Below are 19523 nucleotides of genomic sequence, written 5' to 3'. Positions count from 1 at the left end.
AGGCCGAGCCGGGCACCGCGGTGTTCGACGCGGCGATCGTCGACGCACTGGGCGGTGCGCGTCGAGAACTCGACCCCGGCCGGGGCGTGATGGTGCGGGTCGTCTGGTTGTCCGGCGTGCGCAACACCGGCCGGCTGCTCCTGGTGATCCACCACCTCGCCGTCGACGGTGTCTCCTGGCGCGTCCTCGTGCCGGAACTTGCGTCGGCTTTCCACCGCATCGATGCAGGCGAGGAACCGGAGCCGTCGTACTCGGGCACGTCGGTTCGTCGTTGGTCGCATGCGCTCCGCGACATCGCGCCCGATCGAAGAGTCGAATTGCCCCGGTGGCGTTCGATACTCGAAGGTGCCGACCCGCTGATCGGAACCCGGCCGCTGGACCCGCGGCTCGACACGTTCGATTCGGTCGGCCGAGTTGTCGCCGACGTACCCGTCGAACTGTCCGACACAGTCCTGACCACGCTTCCGGCGCTTTTCGGTGGATCAGTCAACGACGGTCTCGTTGCTGCTCTCGCACTGGCACTGACGCAGTGGAGGCAGGCACAGGGCATACGAACCGACAACGTACTCATCTCGATGGAGGGCCACGGACGCGAAGCTCACGTGGTGCCCGGTGCGGACGTCCTGCACACGGTCGGCTGGTTCACCAGCGTCTTCCCGATGCGGATCGACCTCGCCGGCATCGACATCGCGGAAGTGATGAGCAGCGCCCCAGAGGCAGCGGTGGTGCTCAAGCGTGTCAAGGAAGAACTCTTGGGTGTTCCGGACAGCGGCATCGGCTACGGAGTTCTGCGTTACCTCGACGAGGTGGGTCGAGCGGAACTCGAAGACCTCCGCCAACCGCAGATCTCGTTCAACTATCTGGGCCGTTTCTCCGGCACCGAAGCAGGAGAGTCACTGGGGGACTGGGCACTGGCCCGGGACGTCGATCTGGAAGCGGCAGCGCGGTCCGAGATGCCAGTGGGTTCGGTCCTGGACGTCAACGTCGTCACCACCGAGATCTCGGGCGCACCGCACATCGGTGCCACTATCGCCTATCCCACCGGCGTGCTGGCAGAGCGCGATGCTCGCGCCATCGCCGACCTCTGGGTGCAGGCGTTGCGCGCGCTGGCCACCTATGCCGAACACAGCGAACGCGGGGGACTCACCCCGTCCGACATCGATCTGATCGAACTGGACCAGGAGTCCATCGACCACCTCGAGCGCGAGTTCCCGACACTGACCGACGTCTGGTCCCTCTCACCGCTGCAATCCGGACTGCTCTTCCACGCCCGCTACGCCGAACACACAGTCGACGCGTACACCGTCCAACTCGCACTCGAACTCGACGGCGTCGACGCGTCCCGGTTGCACCGCGCCGCACAGGCACTGCTCGACAGACACGAGAACCTACGCGCGGCGTTCACGACCGACACCGGTGGACGATCGGTGCAGGTGATCAACGCAGACGTTGACGTGCCGTGGACCGAGATCGACATCTCTCCGTTGGCCCCCACCGAACAGGCGACCGAGATACGCGAGCTTCTCCATGCGGATCGGGTCCGCGGCTTCGACATGGCCACTCCGCCCCTGCTGCGGTTCCTGCTTCTGCGAACCGGTGACGACGCGTATCGGTTGATCCTGACCAACCACCACATCCTCCTCGACGGATGGTCGATGCCGCTGCTGGTCCGCGACCTACTGACGCTCTACGCGACAGACAGTGATCACAGTGCCATCCCACGCGTACACCCCTACCGGGACTATCTGAGCTGGATCAGCACTCGCGACGACAGCGTGTCGATCGAAGCCTGGGGCGAAGCACTCCGCGGACTCGACGGCCCGACGCTGCTCACCGGAACTCACGCCGTCGACGAGGACGGCGTTACCTCACGCTCGACGACCACAGCGCTCGGAGAACGTGAGACGGAACTTCTGCGTGGATTCGTCCGCTCCCGTGGCCTGACGACAGCCTCCTTGATCCAGGTGGCCTGGGGAATCGTGCTCGCCGAACTCCTCGGCCGCGACGACGTCGTCTTCGGTGGAACCGTCTCCGGCCGACCACCCCAGGTGTCCGGCGTCGAGTCGATGGTGGGTTTGTTCATCAACACCGTCCCCGTCCGAGTTCGCCTCGATCCAAGAGAGTCCCTGGCGGCGCTGTGCGTTCGCGTCCAAGCGGAACAGGCGCGGTTGTCCGATCACCATCATGTCGGGCTTTCGCACATCACTTCGGCTGTGGGGTCCGCTGCATCGTTCGACACGCTGACTGTGTTCGAGTCGTATCCCGTCGACCGCGGTGGACTCTCCTCCGGCACCGACATAGCCGGAATGCACGTTCTCGACGTCCACGACGCCGAGGATGCCGCGCACTATCCACTCGCGATCGTTGCCTCTGCGGCAGACGGGCGACTGCGGCTCAAATTCGAGTATTTCCCGGGAGTCCTGGGCGATCACGACATCGACGCGATCGCCGACCGGCTGCTCCGCACCCTCGAGCTGATCACCGCGCAACCGGATCTCCCGCTGGCGAAACTGCGCCTGATGCCGGATTCGCAAGTGCAGCAATTGGTTCCCGCGCGCGGCCGGCAGGGCCGCTCGGTCAGGACACTCGATCGCATCTTTTCGGACACCGCGAGCAGATTCCCCGAACGGGTCGCACTGTCCTGTGGTGACAGAAAGATGACCTATCGAGAGCTGGACGAGGCGTCGAACCAGTGGGCGCGCGTGCTCATCTCGGAAGGCGCCGGCCCGGACTCACGGGTGGCGATCTGTGTGGAACGGTCCTTCGAATCCGTCGCAGCGGTCTGGGCGATCACCAAGACCGGCGCCGCCTTCGTGCCGATCGATCCTCGCTACCCGAGTGACCGGATCTCGTTCATGCTCGAGGACTCGGCATCCTCGCTCGGATTGACCACGGCTGCCCACAGACCCGGCGACGGCGGTGTGACGAAGTGGCTCGAACTCGACGACCCGACGAGCATCGCTCGGCTCTCCGGAGTATCCGCGGCGCCGCTACGCGAGGACGAGCGCCGGGGAACCCCGCGGTTGGAGAACACCGCCTACCTCATCTACACCTCGGGCTCGACCGGCCGACCCAAGGGCGTCGTCGTCACGCACACCGGTCTCGAGAACTTCGCCGACGAACAGCGTCATCGCTACGGTCTCACCGAGAATTCACGCGCACTGCATTTCGCCTCTCCGAGCTTCGACGCCTCCGTTCTCGAGTACCTGCTCGCCTTCGCCGTCGGCGGCGAACTGGTCGTAGCTCCCACCACCGTCTACGGAGGAACCGAACTGGCCGACGTTCTCCGCGAGGGACATGTCACCCACGCGTTCATCACGCCTGCAGCGCTGACGTCGGTGGATCCCGAGGGAATCGACGAACTGACCACCATCACGGTGGGCGGCGAGGCGCCCTCGGCGGACCTGGTGCGCACCTGGGCGCCGGGAAGATCGTTCGTCAACGTCTACGGACCCACCGAAACCACCATCTCCTGCAACCTCAGCGACCCCATCCCGGCCGGCGAGAAGGTCTATCTCGGACCGCCGAACCGCGGATTCAGCGAGGTCGTCCTCGATCGCAGACTTCAACCGGTGTCCGTCGGAGTTCCCGGCGAACTGTATGTCGCCGGAGTCGGACTCGCGCGCGGCTATCACGGGCGCTCACCACTGACGAGCGAACGATTTGTCGCCAACCCGTACGGCGAGCCGGGGGAGCGGATGTACCGCACGGGCGACGTGGTGCGCTGGCGCAGCGACCGCACCATCGAGTACCTCGGACGCAGCGACTTCCAGGTCAAGATCCGCGGCTTCCGTATCGAACTCGGCGAGGTCGACACGGCGTTGGGTCAGCTGCCCGGCGTGGAGTACGCGGTCACGTTGGCGGTGCGCGGACCCTCCGACGAGCAGGCCTTGGCGGCATATGTCGTCTGCGACGACGAACGCCGGGTGAGCGCCGAGGACATCCGGGCGGCGGCACGGGAGCTACTGCCGGCACACATGGTGCCCGCAAGCGTCGTCGTGCTCGACGAACTACCGCTGACCGGCGTCGGCAAGGTCGATCGGGCTGCTCTTCCGGCGCCTCGTTTCGACACCGATGCCGAGACACTCACTGCACCGGCCACCGAGTTGGAACGGCTGGTGGTGGGCGTTTTCGAGGACGTGCTCGGAGTGTCTCCGATCGGTATCGACACTCACTTCTTCGACGTCGGCGGAAACTCACTGACCGCGACCCGCGTCATCGCCCGCGTCAACGCACTTCTCGGCACCGACATCGGCGTTCGAGGACTGTTCGAGTCTCCGACAGTTCGGCAGCTCTCGCGTCTGGCGGAGAGCGTCGGCCGCGGCGAGAACCCCAGACCACCGTTGACTCGGCGATCCCGCCCGGACCCACTGCCCGTGTCACTGGCACAGAAGCGGATGTGGTTCCTCAACCAGTTCGACGTGACGTCCCCCGCCTACAACGTTCCCCTGGCAGTGCGCCTCGACGGCGATCTGGACTTCGCCGCATTGCAGGCCGCGGTAGCGGACGTACTGGGGCGCCACGAGAGCTTGCGGACGAAGTTCCCCTCGATCGACGGACAGCCGGTTCAGCAGGTGATGTCCAGCGACGAGGTCATGCCGATCCTGGAGCCGGAAATCGTCACTGCTGCCAGAGTGTCCGATCGAATCCTCGAGCTGGCCTCGGCAGGCTTCGACGCCTCGGCCGAAGTTCCGATTCGCTGCGCGGTCCTGCGCGTCGACGGGGACGAGCGCAGGCACGTACTCGTGATCGTCGTCCACCATATCGTCGCCGACGGGTTCTCGATGAACCCCCTGGCAGCGGACGTGGCAGCGGCCTATGCGGCCCGCAGTGCCGGCAGTGCGCCGAACTGGTCGGAACTGGCCGTGCAGTACGGCGACTTCGCTGTGTGGCAGCACGAAGTGCTCGGCTCCGAGGAAGATCCGGACTCGGCTCTGACCCGTCAGCTCGATTACTGGAAGGACCGACTCGCGGGACTGGGCGAGCCGATCGCGTTGCCGACGTCGTTCCCACGTCCGGCAAAGCCGTCCATGGTCGGCTCGGTCCACCGGTTCGCGGTATCGCCGCAGACCCATCGGGCGCTGACCGACCTGGCACGTGAGCACGGCACCACCATGTTCATGCTCATGCACGCAGCACTGGCGGTACTTGCGGCGCGCCTGGCCGGTACCGAGGACATCGCCATCGGGACACCCGTCGCCGGCCGCGGCGAGGCCGAACTCGATCACCTGGTCGGTATGTTCGTCAACACTCTCGTGCTGCGAACACAGATCACGCCCGACGCGTCGTTCGAGGACGTCCTCGCCCAGGTTCGCGAAGGCGACCTCGGCGCGTTCCAGCACACCGATTTGCCCTTCGAAAGGTTGGTCGACGCACTCGACCCGGAACGCTCGACTTCGCACACTCCGTTGTTCCAGATCCTCATCGAGTTCCGCAACAATGCACTCCCACAACTCGAATTGCCGGGGCTGTCGGTCTCGGGAGTCGAGTTCGACCTACCCGTCGCCAAGTTCGATCTGCAACTCTCGGTCACCGAGCGTTACGACGCGGATGGCGGAACGGATGGCATCGACGCCGAATTCATCTACGCCACAGACCTGTTCGACGGTGACTTGATCGATTCGTTCTCACGCAGACTGCTCACCATCCTCGAGGCGGTCTCCCGAGAGCCGTCGACTCCTACCGGTGACATCGACGTCGTGAGCGCCGACGAGCGTCGACAGATGCTGACCGAGTGGAACACTCACGCCGAACCGGCTCCAGCGGACAACATCGCGGACCGATTCTTCGAGGCTGTTGCAGCACATCCGTCGTCGACCGCGGTCAACGACAGCGACGGCGCCATGACGTACGCCGAACTGGACGGGCGCGCTAACCGCCTGGCCCGACTCCTGATCGGCCGCGGTATCGGTCCGGAATCCGTGGTTGCCGTTGCAATGCCCAGAACCACCGATCTCGTGCTCGCCCTCGTCGCCGTCATCAAAACCGGAGCGGCATACCTGCCGGTCGACATCACCTACCCGGCCGAGCGCATGCGGTTCCTCTTCGACGACGCGCGGCCGGTATGCCTGGTCACGACCGGAGACTTCCGAAGGGACCTACCTTCGGAGATCATCGAATCCGGCATCGACGTCGTCGAACTCGGATCGCCGGAGATCGCGGTACGCCTCGATCACTCCGCGCCCCATCGCATCACCGACGCGGACCGGACGACACCACTTCTGCCCGACGCGGTCGCGTACATCATCTACACCTCCGGATCCACAGGGCGCCCCAAAGGTGTCCAGGTCAGCCACCGCAACGTCCTGACTCTGATGGACAACACCGCCCCGACGTTCGGGTTCGACGACACGGACGTGTGGACCATGTTCCACTCGTACGCATTCGACTTCTCCGTCTGGGAGTTGTGGGGGCCGCTGCTACACGGCGGCCGACTGGTCGTCGTCGACTACTACACGACCAGATCACCGGACATGTTCCACGAACTGCTCCGCCGTGAGCGAGTGACGGTCCTGAACCAAACGCCCACCGCCTTCTACCAACTCGCCGAAGCCGACCGTGCGTACTCACCGAACGGCACCGGTCCCGACCTTGCACTGCGTTACGTCGTCTTCGGTGGCGAAGCGCTCGACCTCGGGCAGTTGCGCAAGTGGTACGACAGGCGGGCCGACACGGCTCCGACGTTGGTCAACATGTACGGGATCACCGAGACGACAGTGCACGTCAGTCGAATCGCACTCGACCGCAACGACAGCGAGCACGCGTCGGCGAGCATCATCGGGCGAGCAGTACCGGGATTGTCCGTCTACGTACTCGATCGGCGACTGAACTTGGTACCACCAGGTGTCGTCGGCGAAATGTACGTCGCCGGTGATCAGGTGACTCGGGGATACCTCGGGAAACCCGCATTGACTTCGGTGCGGTTCCTTCCCGATCCATTCGGTAGTTCGGGGGATCGAATGTATCGGAGCGGGGACCTGGCGAGGTGGAACGACGCGGGGCAGTTGGAGTACGTGGGCCGCAGTGATTTCCAGGTGAAGGTGCGTGGTTTCCGCATCGAACTCGGCGAGATCGAAGCCGCAATGCTCCGCTGCCCCGGCGTCGCTGCCTCGGTAGCACTTGTTCGAACGGAGGGAGCGTCACCGCGGATCGTCGGGTACGTGGTCGCCGAAACAGGCAGTACCGTCGATTCAGCGACGGTGACCGACTTCGTCGCCGCCGAACTCGCGGAGTACATGGTGCCCACCGCGATCGTCGTCCTCGAATCGCTTCCACTGACGGTCAACGGAAAGCTCGACCGACGCAGCCTCCCGGCTCCGGACTTCACCGTCACGGGAACAACCGAGGCGACGCGGGCGCCGGCCACCGCTACCGAAGCGGTCCTCGCGGACCTCTTCGCGGAGGTGCTGGGTCGGGGCAGTATCGGAGTGGACGATTCCTTCTTCGGTCTCGGCGGCGATTCGATCATGTCGATCCAACTCGTCTCACGGGCGAAGTCCGCAGGCCTCGTCTTCACTCCGCGGGACGTCTTCGAAGCGAAGACCGTGGCCGGCCTCACCAAGGTGCTCCTCATCGAATCATCGGAAACGGCACCGGTTCTCACGGAGCTACCCGGCGGGGGAGCCGGCCCGCTACCGCTCACGCCGATCATGGAGTGGCTCGTCGAACGCAGTCGCGGTGACCTGAGCACGATCCGCAGTTACAGCCAGAGTGCGCTGATCGCACTGCCCGCGGATGTCTCCGGCCCCGCGCTGGAACGAGCATTGCAAACGATCCTCGATCGTCACGACGTGCTGCGGGCGCGCCTGGACGCCGCGACTCACCAACTCGAGATCCGCGAGCCAGGGAGCATCACCGCCCCCGACATCCTGCGCCGAACCTCCATCGTGTCCACCAGCGGCGAAGAATTCGTCGCCGCTGCGGAAACCGCGATGCAGGACGCATCCAGCCGCCTCGATCCCGAGCACGGGAAGATGATCAGCGCAGTCTGGTTGGATCCCGTCAGCTCGAACGGCAACCGGGCCGAAGCCGGACGGTTGCTCCTGGTCCTTCATCACCTCGCGGTCGACGGTGTGTCCTGGCGCATGCTCGTCCCGGGCCTGGTCACTGCTTATGCCTCGGCGTTCGACGGAGAAACACCGATACTTCCGCCGGGCGGAACGTCGATACGTCGCTGGGCGACAGCGCTCGCCGAGACCGCTGCGCTGCGACGCGACGAGATCGACCTGTGGTCGAGAATGCGGACCGACGAGCCATTGCTCGGGGCACGCGGGCTCGACCCAGCCGTCGATGTCGGAGCCACCGTCGACCGCGTCAGCGTCGACGTTCCGACCTCCGTGACCGAGAACGTCATCTCGACGGTGCCTCAGCATTTCGGAGGCTCGGTGAACGACGGGCTGCTCGCTGCTCTCGCGATTGCCGTCACCGCCTGGCGTCGATCGCGCGGACAGCGCAGCGGGGACGTGCTCGTCAACCTCGAAGGGCACGGCCGCGAGGAGAACGCCGTACCGGGCGCCGACCTCTCGCGCACGGTCGGCTGGTTCACCACCTTGTTCCCCGTCCGGATCGATCTCACCGGACTCGATGTCGTCGATGCACTGGCCGGGGGATCAACCGCCGCCTCCGCCGTGAAACTCGTCAAGGAAACGCTGCTCGGCCTGCCCGACAACGGAATCGGGTTCGGCATCCTGAAGTACCTCGATCGAAACGAGGAACTTCGTGAGCTGCCCACGCCGCAGATCTCGTTCAACTACCTCGGACGATTTGCCGGCTCGGATCCCGAGCACGGCGAAGTGCCGTGGCTGCCGATCTCGGAAGTGACCCTCGACGAAGCGCACAGCGGCGAATTGGCCGCCGCGTCGGTGCTCGACATCAACGCCGTCACGACCGATACCGCACACGGTCCGATTCTGCGCGCTACGTGGTCCTTCCCCCGCGGCATTCTCAGCGAGGCCGAAGTCACCGAACTGGCGGAGCTCTGGACCCGAGCACTGGGCGCACTGAGTGAATACGTGGAGGAACACTCCGAGCGCGAGCTCACGCCCACCGATCTCGATCTCGTCACCGCGGATCAACAGAGCATCGAACAGCTCGAGCGCAGATTCCCCGACCTGACCGACATCTGGTCACTGTCACCCCTGCAGTCGGGCATGCTCTTCCACGCCCAGTTCGACGAAACCGAAATCGACCCGTACATGGTGCAACTGACCCTCGAGCTCGGGGGTCGGGTGGAGGCGCCGCGCCTGCGCCGCGCCGCGCAGGCCTTGGTTGATCGTCATCCGAGCCTGCGCGCGGGATTTGTCTCCGCACCGGGAGGGCGGGCACTGCAGGTGATCCGTTCCGGTGCCGACATCGGCTGGGCCGAGATCGACCTGTCCGGGGCCGAAGACAGTGAAGTCGCGTTCGGTCAACTGCTCGAACGCGATCGCGCTCATCGTTTCGACATGGAAACAGCCCCGCTGATCCGCTTCATGCTCGTGCGAATCGGACCGGACAAAGCACGCCTCGTCGTGACGAACCACCACATCCTGCTCGACGGCTGGTCCACCCCGCTGTTGCTTCGAGACCTGCTCACTCTCTACGCAACCGACGGTGACCCCGAGATTCTGCCCCGAGTTCAGTCGTATCGCGACTATCTCTCCTGGATCTCGAAGCAAGAACCCGAGACTTCGCTACGGGCGTGGCAAGAAGCGCTACGGGGCGTCGACACGTCCACCCACCTCTCGAGGGCAGACACCGCCGCCGAAACCGTGGCAAGTGAAATCCACTCGTACTCGCTGCCGACCGAACGAGCCGAGACTCTTCGGGCGTTCGCGCGAAGCCGCGGCCTGACCATGGCGACCCTGGTACAGGTGGCATGGGGAATCGTGCTCGCCGAACTTCTCGGACGCGACGACGTCGTCTTCGGCGGAACGGTCTCAGGACGCCCACCACAGGTGCCCGGCGTGGAATCGATAGTCGGCCTGTTCATCAACACGGTGCCTGTCCGAGTCCGCCTCGACGCCCGAGAAACCCTCGCCGAACTGGCCATTCGCGTCCAATCCGAGCAAGCGTCATTGCTCGACCACCACCACATCGGACTGTCGGACATCGCCGGAGCAGTCGGCGCCGCCGGTTCCTTCGACACCCTGACGGTATTCGAGTCGTATCCCGTCGACGAGACAGCCCTGACCGCCGAAACCGACATCGCGGGAATGCACGTTCTCGGCATCGACGGACGCGACTCGGCGCACTATCCGATTGCCGTGGTGGCGTCCGAAAGTGACACGCTGAATCTGAAGATGGAGTACTTGCCGACGCACTTCTCCGCCCGCGAAGTCGCCAAGATCACCGAGCGCGTGGGCATCGTCCTCGGGCAACTCGCCTCGGCACCGGATCAGCCGCTGGCCCGTCTGCAGGTTCTCACGGAGTTCGAGAGCCGTGATCTTGCGCCGGTCTTCGGCTCCCCGGGGCGCTCCGCGCGAACGCTCCCAGAGATTCTCGCCGACGTCTCTGCCACCTATCCCGACCGCATCGCGCTCTCGGCCGGCAGCCGTTCCATGACCTACGCCGAACTGGACCGGCGCTCGAACCAGTTGGCCAGAGCCATGATTCGCCGCGGCGCCGGGCCCGAGACGTCGGTTGCCATCGGCATCGAAAGGTCCGTCGAATCCGTACTCGCGGTGTGGGCGGTGGCCAAGACCGGCGCAGCGTTCGTCCCCGTCGACCCCACCTATCCGGCTGACCGAATCGAACACATGCTCAGCGACTCCGAGGTGCTGTTCGGGTTGACCGTCGTCGACGCCATCGACACACTTCCACCCATCGTGTCCTGGTTGGTGCTCGGAGAACAGGCATTCGACGACGACGTCGCCACCAGTTGCACGCTGCCGATCACCCAGGACGAACGGCGTGCACCGGTGGTCATGGACAACGCCGCCTACGTGGTCTACACCTCGGGATCCACCGGCCGACCCAAGGGAGTTGTCGTCACCCACACCGGACTCGACAGCTTCGCACTCGACCAGCAGCGTCGATTCCACGCAGATCACCACTCTCGAACCCTGCACTTCGCCACCCCCAGCTTCGACGGAGCCGTCTTCGAGTACCTGCAGGCATTCGGTGTCGGAGCCACCATGGTGATCGTCCCGACCGACATCTACGGCGGCGCCGAACTGGCAAGTCTCATCCGCCGCGAACACGTCACTCACGCGTTCGTCACCACGGCAGCGCTCGCCACCGTCGACCCGGCCGGCCTGGACGAGTTCCGGCACGTCGTCGTCGGGGGAGAGACACTACCGCCGCATCTCGTCGGCCTCTGGGCTCCCGGACGAGAATTCGTCAACGCCTACGGCCCGACCGAGACAACCGTCATGGCAGACATCAGCGAACCCATGACAGTGGGCGCACCCATCACGATCGGTGGACCGATCCGCGGCGTGCACGAGATGATCCTCGATTCGCGCCTGCAACCCGTACCCGTCGGAGCTCCCGGTGAGCTGTACATCGCCGGCATCGGCCTGGCTCGCGGATACCACCGGCGTCCCGGCCTGACCAGCGAGCGATTTGTCGCCGACCCCTTCGGCAAGCCAGGCGACCGGATGTACCGCACGGGCGACATCGTCTCCTGGCGAAGCGATCACACCATCGAATACGTCGGGCGCAGCGACTTCCAGGTCAAGATTCGCGGATTCCGCATCGAGCTCGGCGAGGTCGACGCCCAGATCACCGCAATGGCGAGTGTCACGAATTGCGTGACACTCGGCGTCGACGGACCGGCCGGCGCCACAGTTCTCGCGTCCTACCTCACCGTCGAGGAAGGATCGACGCTGACCGGGGCAGAGATCACCGCGCACCTCGCCGGACGTGTTCCCTCGCACATGGTTCCGGCCAGCATCATGATCGTCGACGAGCTACCGCGCACCGCGGTCGGCAAGCTCGATCGAAAAGCGTTGCCGACGCCGGAGTTCACCGGAACCGGTGTGGAATTCCGGGCGCCCGGCACCAGCCTCGAACGTCGGATCGCCGATGCGTTCATCGACGTACTCGGCGTCGAACGGGTCGGCGTCGACGACAATTTCTTCGAGCTCGGCGGCAACTCGCTGATCGCCACTCGCGTGGTCTCGCGGCTCAACTCCGCACTGAACATCGACGTCGGGGTGCGCGTGCTGTTCGAGGCACCGACGACGGCTCAGCTCGCCGAACGGCTCTCCAGCGCTGTCACTGCCGTCGGCGCTGTGCCGCTCACTCCCATGGAGCGCAGTGGCAGCGTCCCGCTCTCGTTGGCGCAGAAGCGCATGTGGTTCCTGAACCAATTCGACACACGCTCAGCCGCGTACAACATCCCACTAGCTGTTCGCCTTACCGGTGACCTCGACGTCACGGCCATGCAACAGGCCATCGCCGACGTCGTCGAGCGGCACGAAACACTGCGGACGGTGTTCCCCGCCGTCGGCGGCGATCCGATTCAGCAAGTGCTCACCGTCGACGAGGCAGTACCGCCGGTCCGTGAAATGACGTTGGGGGAGGACGAGCTCGCGGAGCGCATGCAACGACTCGCCACGACCGGCTTCGACGTGTCGGTGGACCTGCCGCTGCGCGTGGCACTGTTCCGACTCGACACCGCTGAACCCGTTCACATTCTGTTTGTCGTGGTCCATCACATCTGCGCCGACGGATCGTCGATGGCGCCGCTCGCACGCGACGTGATGACGGCCTACCTGGCGCGTACGGCAGGGACCGAGCCCACGTGGGCGCCACTCGAGGTGCAGTACGCAGACTTCACGTTGTGGCAGCATCGCGTCCTCGGATCGGAAGACGACCCGGAATCCGTCATCAGTCGCCAATTGCACTACTGGAGTGAGCAACTCGCCGGACTCGACGACGTCATCGCACTGCCCGCCGACCACCCGCGACCCGTGCAACAGACCTTCCACGGTGACCGATTCACCTTCGACATCGACGCGAACACCCACCGCGCCCTCGCGGACCTCACCAGGGCAAACGGTGTCACGATGTTCATGGCGCTGCACGGCGCGCTCGCAGTGCTGATGTCCAAGTTGTCGGGCGCCGACGAAGTCACCATCGGCACACCGATCGCCGGCCGAGGTCAGGCAGCGCTCGACCATCTCGTCGGAATGTTCGTCAACACACTGGTCCTGCGAACCAGCGTCGATCCCGACATCACGTTTGCCGACCTGTTGGAGCACGTCCGGGAAATCGACCTGGCCGCATTCCAGAACTCGGACCTGCCATTCGAACGGCTCGTCGACGTCATCAACCCAACCAGATCCACGTCGTACTCACCGTTGTTCCAGGTCGCCCTCGAACTTCAGAACAACGAACCCGCACATTTCCACCTACCCGGCCTCGACATCGACGGACTGACCGTGGAAACCAAATTCGCGAAGGAGGACCTGGAGCTGATCGTCGACGAGAAGTTCGACGAGTTCGGCATCCCGGCTGGGATGTCCGCAGCCTTCGACTTCGCAACCGATCTCTTCGAACCCGCCACCATTCGTCGGTTTGCCGACCGACTGCGCCTGATCCTGGACGCTGTCGGACGCGAACCCGCAACACGTATCGCCGACATCGGCATCCTCGGCGCCGACGAAACAGCTGCCCTGGTGCCGGCATCCGGTGCCGCCGCGACTCGAGCGCGGGTGTGGCCGGAGATCCTCGCCGAAGCAGTCGCCTCGAACCCGGATGCCCCAGCCCTCTCGAGTCGCGAGAGGTCGATGACCTACCGCGAGCTCGACGAGGAATCGACGAAGCTGGCGCGCGCGCTGTGTCGGCGCGGCGTCGGTCCCGAAGATTTTGTGGCGCTGGGTCTGCCGCGGTCCACCGCGGAGATCGTCGCGATCTGGGCGGTCACGAAAACCGGTGCAGCATTCTTGCCGGTCGACCCGAACTATCCCGACGATCGCATCAACCACATGCTCGACGATTCGCGGGCCGTACTCGGCATCACCGACGACGCTCACCGCAGTCAACTTCCCGACACGGTCGAGTGGATGGTCCTCGATGAAGCCGAGACCGTCGACGAGATCGACGCCCAGAGCGCAGCCGCGATCACCGATCGCGACCGCACGATCCCCTTGCATCACGGGCATCCCGCGTACCTGATCTACACCTCGGGTTCAACCGGGAAGCCGAAGGGCGTCATCGTCACCCACCTCGGGTTGTCAAACCTCAATGCCGAGGAACATCAGAGATTCAACGTCCAGCCCTATTCGCGGATCTCTCACCTGGCATCACCGAGCTTCGACGCCTCGGTCTTCGAACTCATGATGGCGTTCGGCAGCGGAGCGTGCCTGGTCGTCATCCCACCGACGGTCTTCGGCGGATCCGAGTTGGCCGAAATCTTTGCCGACGAACACGTCTCACACGCGTTCATCACTCCGACCGCGCTCAGCTCGATCGAAAGCTCCGCGCTACCCGAACTCCGCGTACTCGCAGTCGGTGGCGAAGCCTGCCCACCCGAACTCGTGGACATCTGGGGCCGCGACCGTCGCATGTTCAACGGATACGGACCCACCGAATCCACCATCCAGGCCAGCGTCAGTGAACCCATGCGGCCGGGCAAGGACATCAACATCGGACGACCGGCCATCGGCTTCGCCGGACTGGTCCTCGACGGGCACCTCAAGCCCGTGCCGGTGGGAGTCATCGGGGAGCTGTACGTGACCGGCCCCGGACTCGCCCGGGGATACCACAATCGTCCCGACCTCACCGCCGACCGATTTGTCGCCGATCCGTTCGGCGAACCAGGCCAGCGGATGTACCGCACGGGCGACCTGGTGCGCTGGCGCTCCGACAGCACCCTCGAATACCTGGGCCGCAGCGACTTCCAGATCAAAGTCCGCGGATTCCGCATCGAGCTCGGCGAAATCGACTCTGTCCTGATGGCACACCCATCCGTCTACTTCGCCGCCACACTCGGGCACGAAGCGCCGTCGGGGGAGACGATGATCGCCTCCTACATCCAGCCCGTGGAAGGACAGACCGTCGACGACTGGGAGCTTCGCCGCCATCTGTCTTCTCGCCTGCCCGCGCACATGGTTCCCGGCGCGATCGTCGTCGTCGACCGCATTCCGGTGACACCGGTCGGCAAGCTGGACCGCAAGGCACTGCCGACCCCGAGCTTCGAGCGACGCACGGTCCCGTACGCACCGCCGACAAACAACACCGAACGAACGGTCGTCGACATCTTCGAGACCGTGCTCGGGCACGAGCACATCGGCGTCGACGACGACTTCTTCGAACTGGGCGGAACGTCGATCGTGGCCACTCGCATCACCATCGAACTCGAGAAGCGTCTCGGGATGCGAGTGCCGTTGCAATCGCTTTTCCTGGATCCGACACCTGCCGGAGTCGCCCGGGCTGCCGACGGAATGGACGCACACTCGCCGGACGATTCGTCGGATCTTCTCGCCCCGATGATCACGCTGCGCGCCGGATCCGATCGTGCACCACTGTTCTTCGTCCATCCGGGTATCGGATTGTCCTGGGGTTACGCAGAATTCGTCAAGCATCTCGAGCTGGATCAACCCGTCTACGGTCTTCAGCTACCGTCCCTGAGCGGCGGGCCCAGCTTCGACTCGCTGACCGAACTCGCCGACGACTACGCGAATCGCATTGCAGCCGTGGCATCGACCGGCCCGATCCATCTGGCCGGCTGGTCGCTCGGCGGCGTGATCGCACACGCCGTGGCACACAGCCTCACTCGGAGCGGACGTGACGTGACTCTGTCGATACTCGACAGCTATCCGTCGTCGGATTCCGATCAGCCCGCAGAACTCTCGGTCTCCGAACTACTGGCCGGGCTCGCGATGCCGGCGGGATCCAAGACGGTCGAGACCTTCGAAGAAGCGGCGGAATTGCTGGAGCAGACCCTGGGTGCCGGAATCGGAATCGAAGCGGAGCATCTGGCGCGGATCAGTCGCGGTTACTCCCACTCCGTCGAATTGACGAATCGGCACCAACCGCCTGTCCACGTTGGAGCCATCGAGTTCTTCGTAGCCGGAAGATCTACGGAGAACGGACACGATGTCGCCGAATGGCGAAGGTTTGTAGAAGGGGACATCCGAGTCACCGAAGTCGATTGCGAACACAACCAGATGATCGAACCGGGTCCGGCGGCAACCATAGCTGTACGATTGCGAGAAGTTATCGCTCAGTGGGGTGTCTGAACCAGGTTCGACATGGGTATGAGTGAAACACACAGGGTGATGGACCCCGGGTGGGTCCGGACGAGGGGAAAACGTTGAAACTGCGAACCACACGCGTGTTTACCGGATCGATGCTGACTGCCGCTGCACTGACTGCCGCACTGCTCTCCGGGGGGACTGCACAGGCCGATCCCGCATATCCGGCACCGGACCCGGACCCGTTCTACTCGCAAGCAGCTGCCGAGGGGACCGCCGGCACGCCGATCTCCGTGCGCCGGGCCCCTGACCTGATGACCTTTCCCGGCGTCGCGATCTGGCAGGTCAGTTACAGGTCCACGAACTCAGAGAACAAGCCTATTGCCGCGGTCAGCACGATCCTGGTCCCGCCGAATCAAGCACAAGACGGCCCGTTGCTCTCGTATCAGCACATCGTCAATGCACTCGGTACGGGATGTGCGCCATCTCGCGCGCTTTACGCATCGGATCCCAACATCGTCATCCGTGAAGCGCCCATCCTCAACGTCGCGCTGCAACGTGGATGGACCATTGCCCTTCCCGACCATCTCGGACCCAACAGTGCGTACGGCGCCGCGCGCCTGGGCGGACAGATTACGCTCGACGGTATCCGCGCCGTTCAGAAAGTCCCCGAATTGCGTAGTGGCGCCAGCCCTGTAGGTATTGCCGGCTACTCCGGCGGCGGCATGGCCACCGCGTGGGCGGCCGCACTGGCCCCGAGCTACGCACCCGAGGTCAACCTTGTCGGTGTAGCCGAGGGCGGCGTCCCGATGAATCTGTCCAAGATGGCAAACGGCCTCGGACAGGATCCGCACCCGGCATTCGGCCTCGCATTCGCCGCAGCAATGGGCCTCGAACGCGAGTATCCCGACCTACTGCCGCTGAGCAACCAACTCAACGACCTCGGACGGTCGATGCGGGCCGAACTCACCAACGCGTGCACCAACGACATCCTCAGGGTCGGTGCCGGGCGCAGTGCCTCTCAGGTGTCGACGTCGACATCCTTGCTGTCCAGCCCTGAAGTGCGAAAGGTGATGGACGACAACAGCGTCGAACTCTATCCGGGTGTGCCGACTGCCCCGGTGTTCGAATGGCACACACCCGACGACGTTCTGATCCCCATCGATTCGGTGGTCAACACGATTTCGCGGTACTGCGCCGCCGGAGCCACGATTCAATCCCAACTGTTCCCCAGCCCGGACCACCTCACCACTGCGGTCCTCGGTCTGCCCACCGCATTCGAGTACCTACAGGACCGATTCGACGGAGTGCCGGCCCCGCGTTCGTGCTGAATGTCTCCGGAGTGACGTATCGAGCAGGCGCGGCACATGGCCAACTCGGTGTGCCCGTGGCATCGTTGATCGTATGAGCGACACGGATGACACCGGCGCGGCCGGCAATGGCGATTACAGTCTCGATCCCGACGACCAGCTTCAACCTGAAGACACTCTGATCGATCGAGGCGTCGACGACATTCTCGACGAGGGAATCTCACCACCGGAACGCCCACTGGGACTTGATGCCCACGGGTTGACCGGCAGCGAGGAATCAGCGGGGGAGACCCTCGACGAGCGCCTGGCCGAAGAAGAACCCGATCCGTACGCGTCGCTCGGAGATCCTTTGAAGGATCCCGCCGATGCCGACGAATTCGAACGGGAAGAAGAATTCCCGGACGGTGACGAAGTGGGTAACCGTCGGGTCGGGCGTCTCGTTGCCGAAGACGAGGGCAGATACGAGGACGAGGAAAGTGAACTCATTGCCGGAGACGTCGGAATCGACGGCGGCGCAGCGTCGGCAGAGGAAGCCGCGATGCATCTGATCGACGATTCAGAGGACTGAACGATCGCCTGACTGTTGTGGCTGTTGTAGCTGTTGATCGGTGAGAACGATGGAGTGGACGTGATTTCCACCCATTCTCTTGCTTTCGTACATCGCCGAATCGGCGAGGCGATGTAGATCGTGAACGCCACTTTCTGCTGCGTGTACGTCCGGCCAGGCGCCGTTGTGGATGGCTATGCCGATGCTGGTCGTCGAGATTGGTTCGCCTGTAGGGGAGTTCATGATGGGCGCGATCCGGGCCAGTAGATCGCCGACGTACGGCAACGGCATCATCTGAACGACGACGAACTCGTCACCGCCGATGCGCGCTATCGCCGCGTCCGATCTGGCCCAGTCGTGTAGTCGATAGGCCGTGCGCAGTATGACTCGGTCGCCGACGTCGTGACCGTAGGTGTCGTTGAAGTGTTTGAAATTGTCGATGTCGATCACCACCACCAGCAAGGACTGGTCGAGGCTGGATTTCGCTTGCAGTAGTTCGGAAGTCCGCCGTGCGAGTCCGCGCCGATTCAGCAGGTCCGTCAACGGATCGAGTTCTGAGCTTTGAGCGTCGTTGCTCAGAAGCGCCAGAGCAATCTGCGTGACCACCGGTATGACAGTGATGACAGGAATGGCAAAGGCAATGCGCCCCAGGACGTCTGGAAGGCCAGAAGGTACATCGGTGAACACGCCGATGCTGGCAACAACGATGACCGCCCCGGAAAACAGCAGGTGCCACAGCTGAGTTCGAAGATTGTGAAAGAAGGCTATGTACGAGCCGACGAGCCCGAAGACGAGACATCCGAGTAATCTCTGATCCGGATTCGCCTCGGCCAGCACGATCACCGCAACAGCGAAGTCCCCGGCAACGACGAAGAAATACGACCTTTCACGGGTGGTCGCTATGACAGGCAGGGCAATTCCGCCGATCATCACAAGCACTGCGACGACGACGTCCAACGGAAATCCGATGGTCTGTACCGAATGAGTGCCCAGTCGCTTCAGCAGAATCGTGATACTCAGGAGGAAAACCAATACGCCGATGCCTATCCGAGTCGGCATCAGAATTCCGTTGTCGCGCAAGAATCGCGTGAATCGGTCAAACTGGTCTGGCACTGCGAGCCAGCGATGCACGACCTTGGGTGTGTCGCTCATCGCGGCCACTGACCATGAGAAGCGACCGGTCGAATACAACACATGCGGCGATAGTAGTCCGTGGCGATGACAATGGAACTGACCTCGCATCCAGCCTGTCGCCCTTAATACGTCACAGTGACGAATTGAGGTGGGGTAACCAGAAGTCGGTGAGACGTGTTTATCGGCATCAATCCACATCAGAGCACCTATTGGTCGTTTCTGCTCGTGAGCGTCCAGGTCGCGCGGCGTAGCCGCAGTCGCCGGCGAGGCCCGGCGGTGATCGGTAGCAATTCAGCCGGCGATCGCGGAGTCGCAATAGTCGAGTCGTGCAAGCCGGTCGCAGATCTCGGACGGAAACGCAGGAAAGCCGGCAAATGTACCGGCAGACAGACGTGGGTGGGCGGAAAC

4 protein-coding genes are annotated in these 19523 nt (G+C 64.1%); 3 read left to right on the top strand and 1 reads right to left on the bottom strand.

Annotated elements, in window-relative coordinates; all coding sequences use genetic code 11:
* Positions 1–89: 89 nt before the first annotated feature.
* The 3 genes from ACBG85_RS14670 to ACBG85_RS14660 all read left to right on the top strand — a co-directional run bounded on the left by ACBG85_RS14670 (position 90) and on the right by ACBG85_RS14660 (position 18002).
* Complete coding sequence (locus tag ACBG85_RS14670) at positions 90–16169, top strand: amino acid adenylation domain-containing protein (protein ID WP_372027856.1); 16080 nt, start codon at positions 90–92, stop codon at positions 16167–16169.
* Positions 16170–16279: 110 nt separating this feature from the next.
* Positions 16280–17455 (top strand): lipase family protein, encoded by a 1176-nt coding sequence (locus ACBG85_RS14665; RefSeq protein WP_054827626.1) that lies wholly within the window; start codon positions 16280–16282, stop codon positions 17453–17455.
* A gap of 73 nt (positions 17456–17528) precedes the next feature.
* On the top strand, positions 17529–18002 hold the full coding sequence (locus ACBG85_RS14660; RefSeq protein ID WP_007732075.1) for a DUF5709 domain-containing protein: 474 nt from the start codon (positions 17529–17531) through the stop codon (positions 18000–18002).
* On the opposite strand, the gene ACBG85_RS14655 is transcribed toward ACBG85_RS14660, so the two are convergent.
* Complete coding sequence (locus ACBG85_RS14655) at positions 17991–19133, bottom strand: diguanylate cyclase domain-containing protein (protein WP_372023859.1); 1143 nt, start codon at positions 19131–19133, stop codon at positions 17991–17993. The genes ACBG85_RS14660 and ACBG85_RS14655 overlap by 12 nt on opposite strands.
* Between the last annotated feature and the right edge of the window lie 390 nt (positions 19134–19523).

This window comes from Rhodococcus sp. NyZ502, from assembly GCF_041464245.1.
GTDB lineage: Bacteria > Actinomycetota > Actinomycetes > Mycobacteriales > Mycobacteriaceae > Rhodococcus_F > Rhodococcus_F qingshengii.
This window is presented reverse-complemented; position numbering and strand designations above follow the sequence as displayed.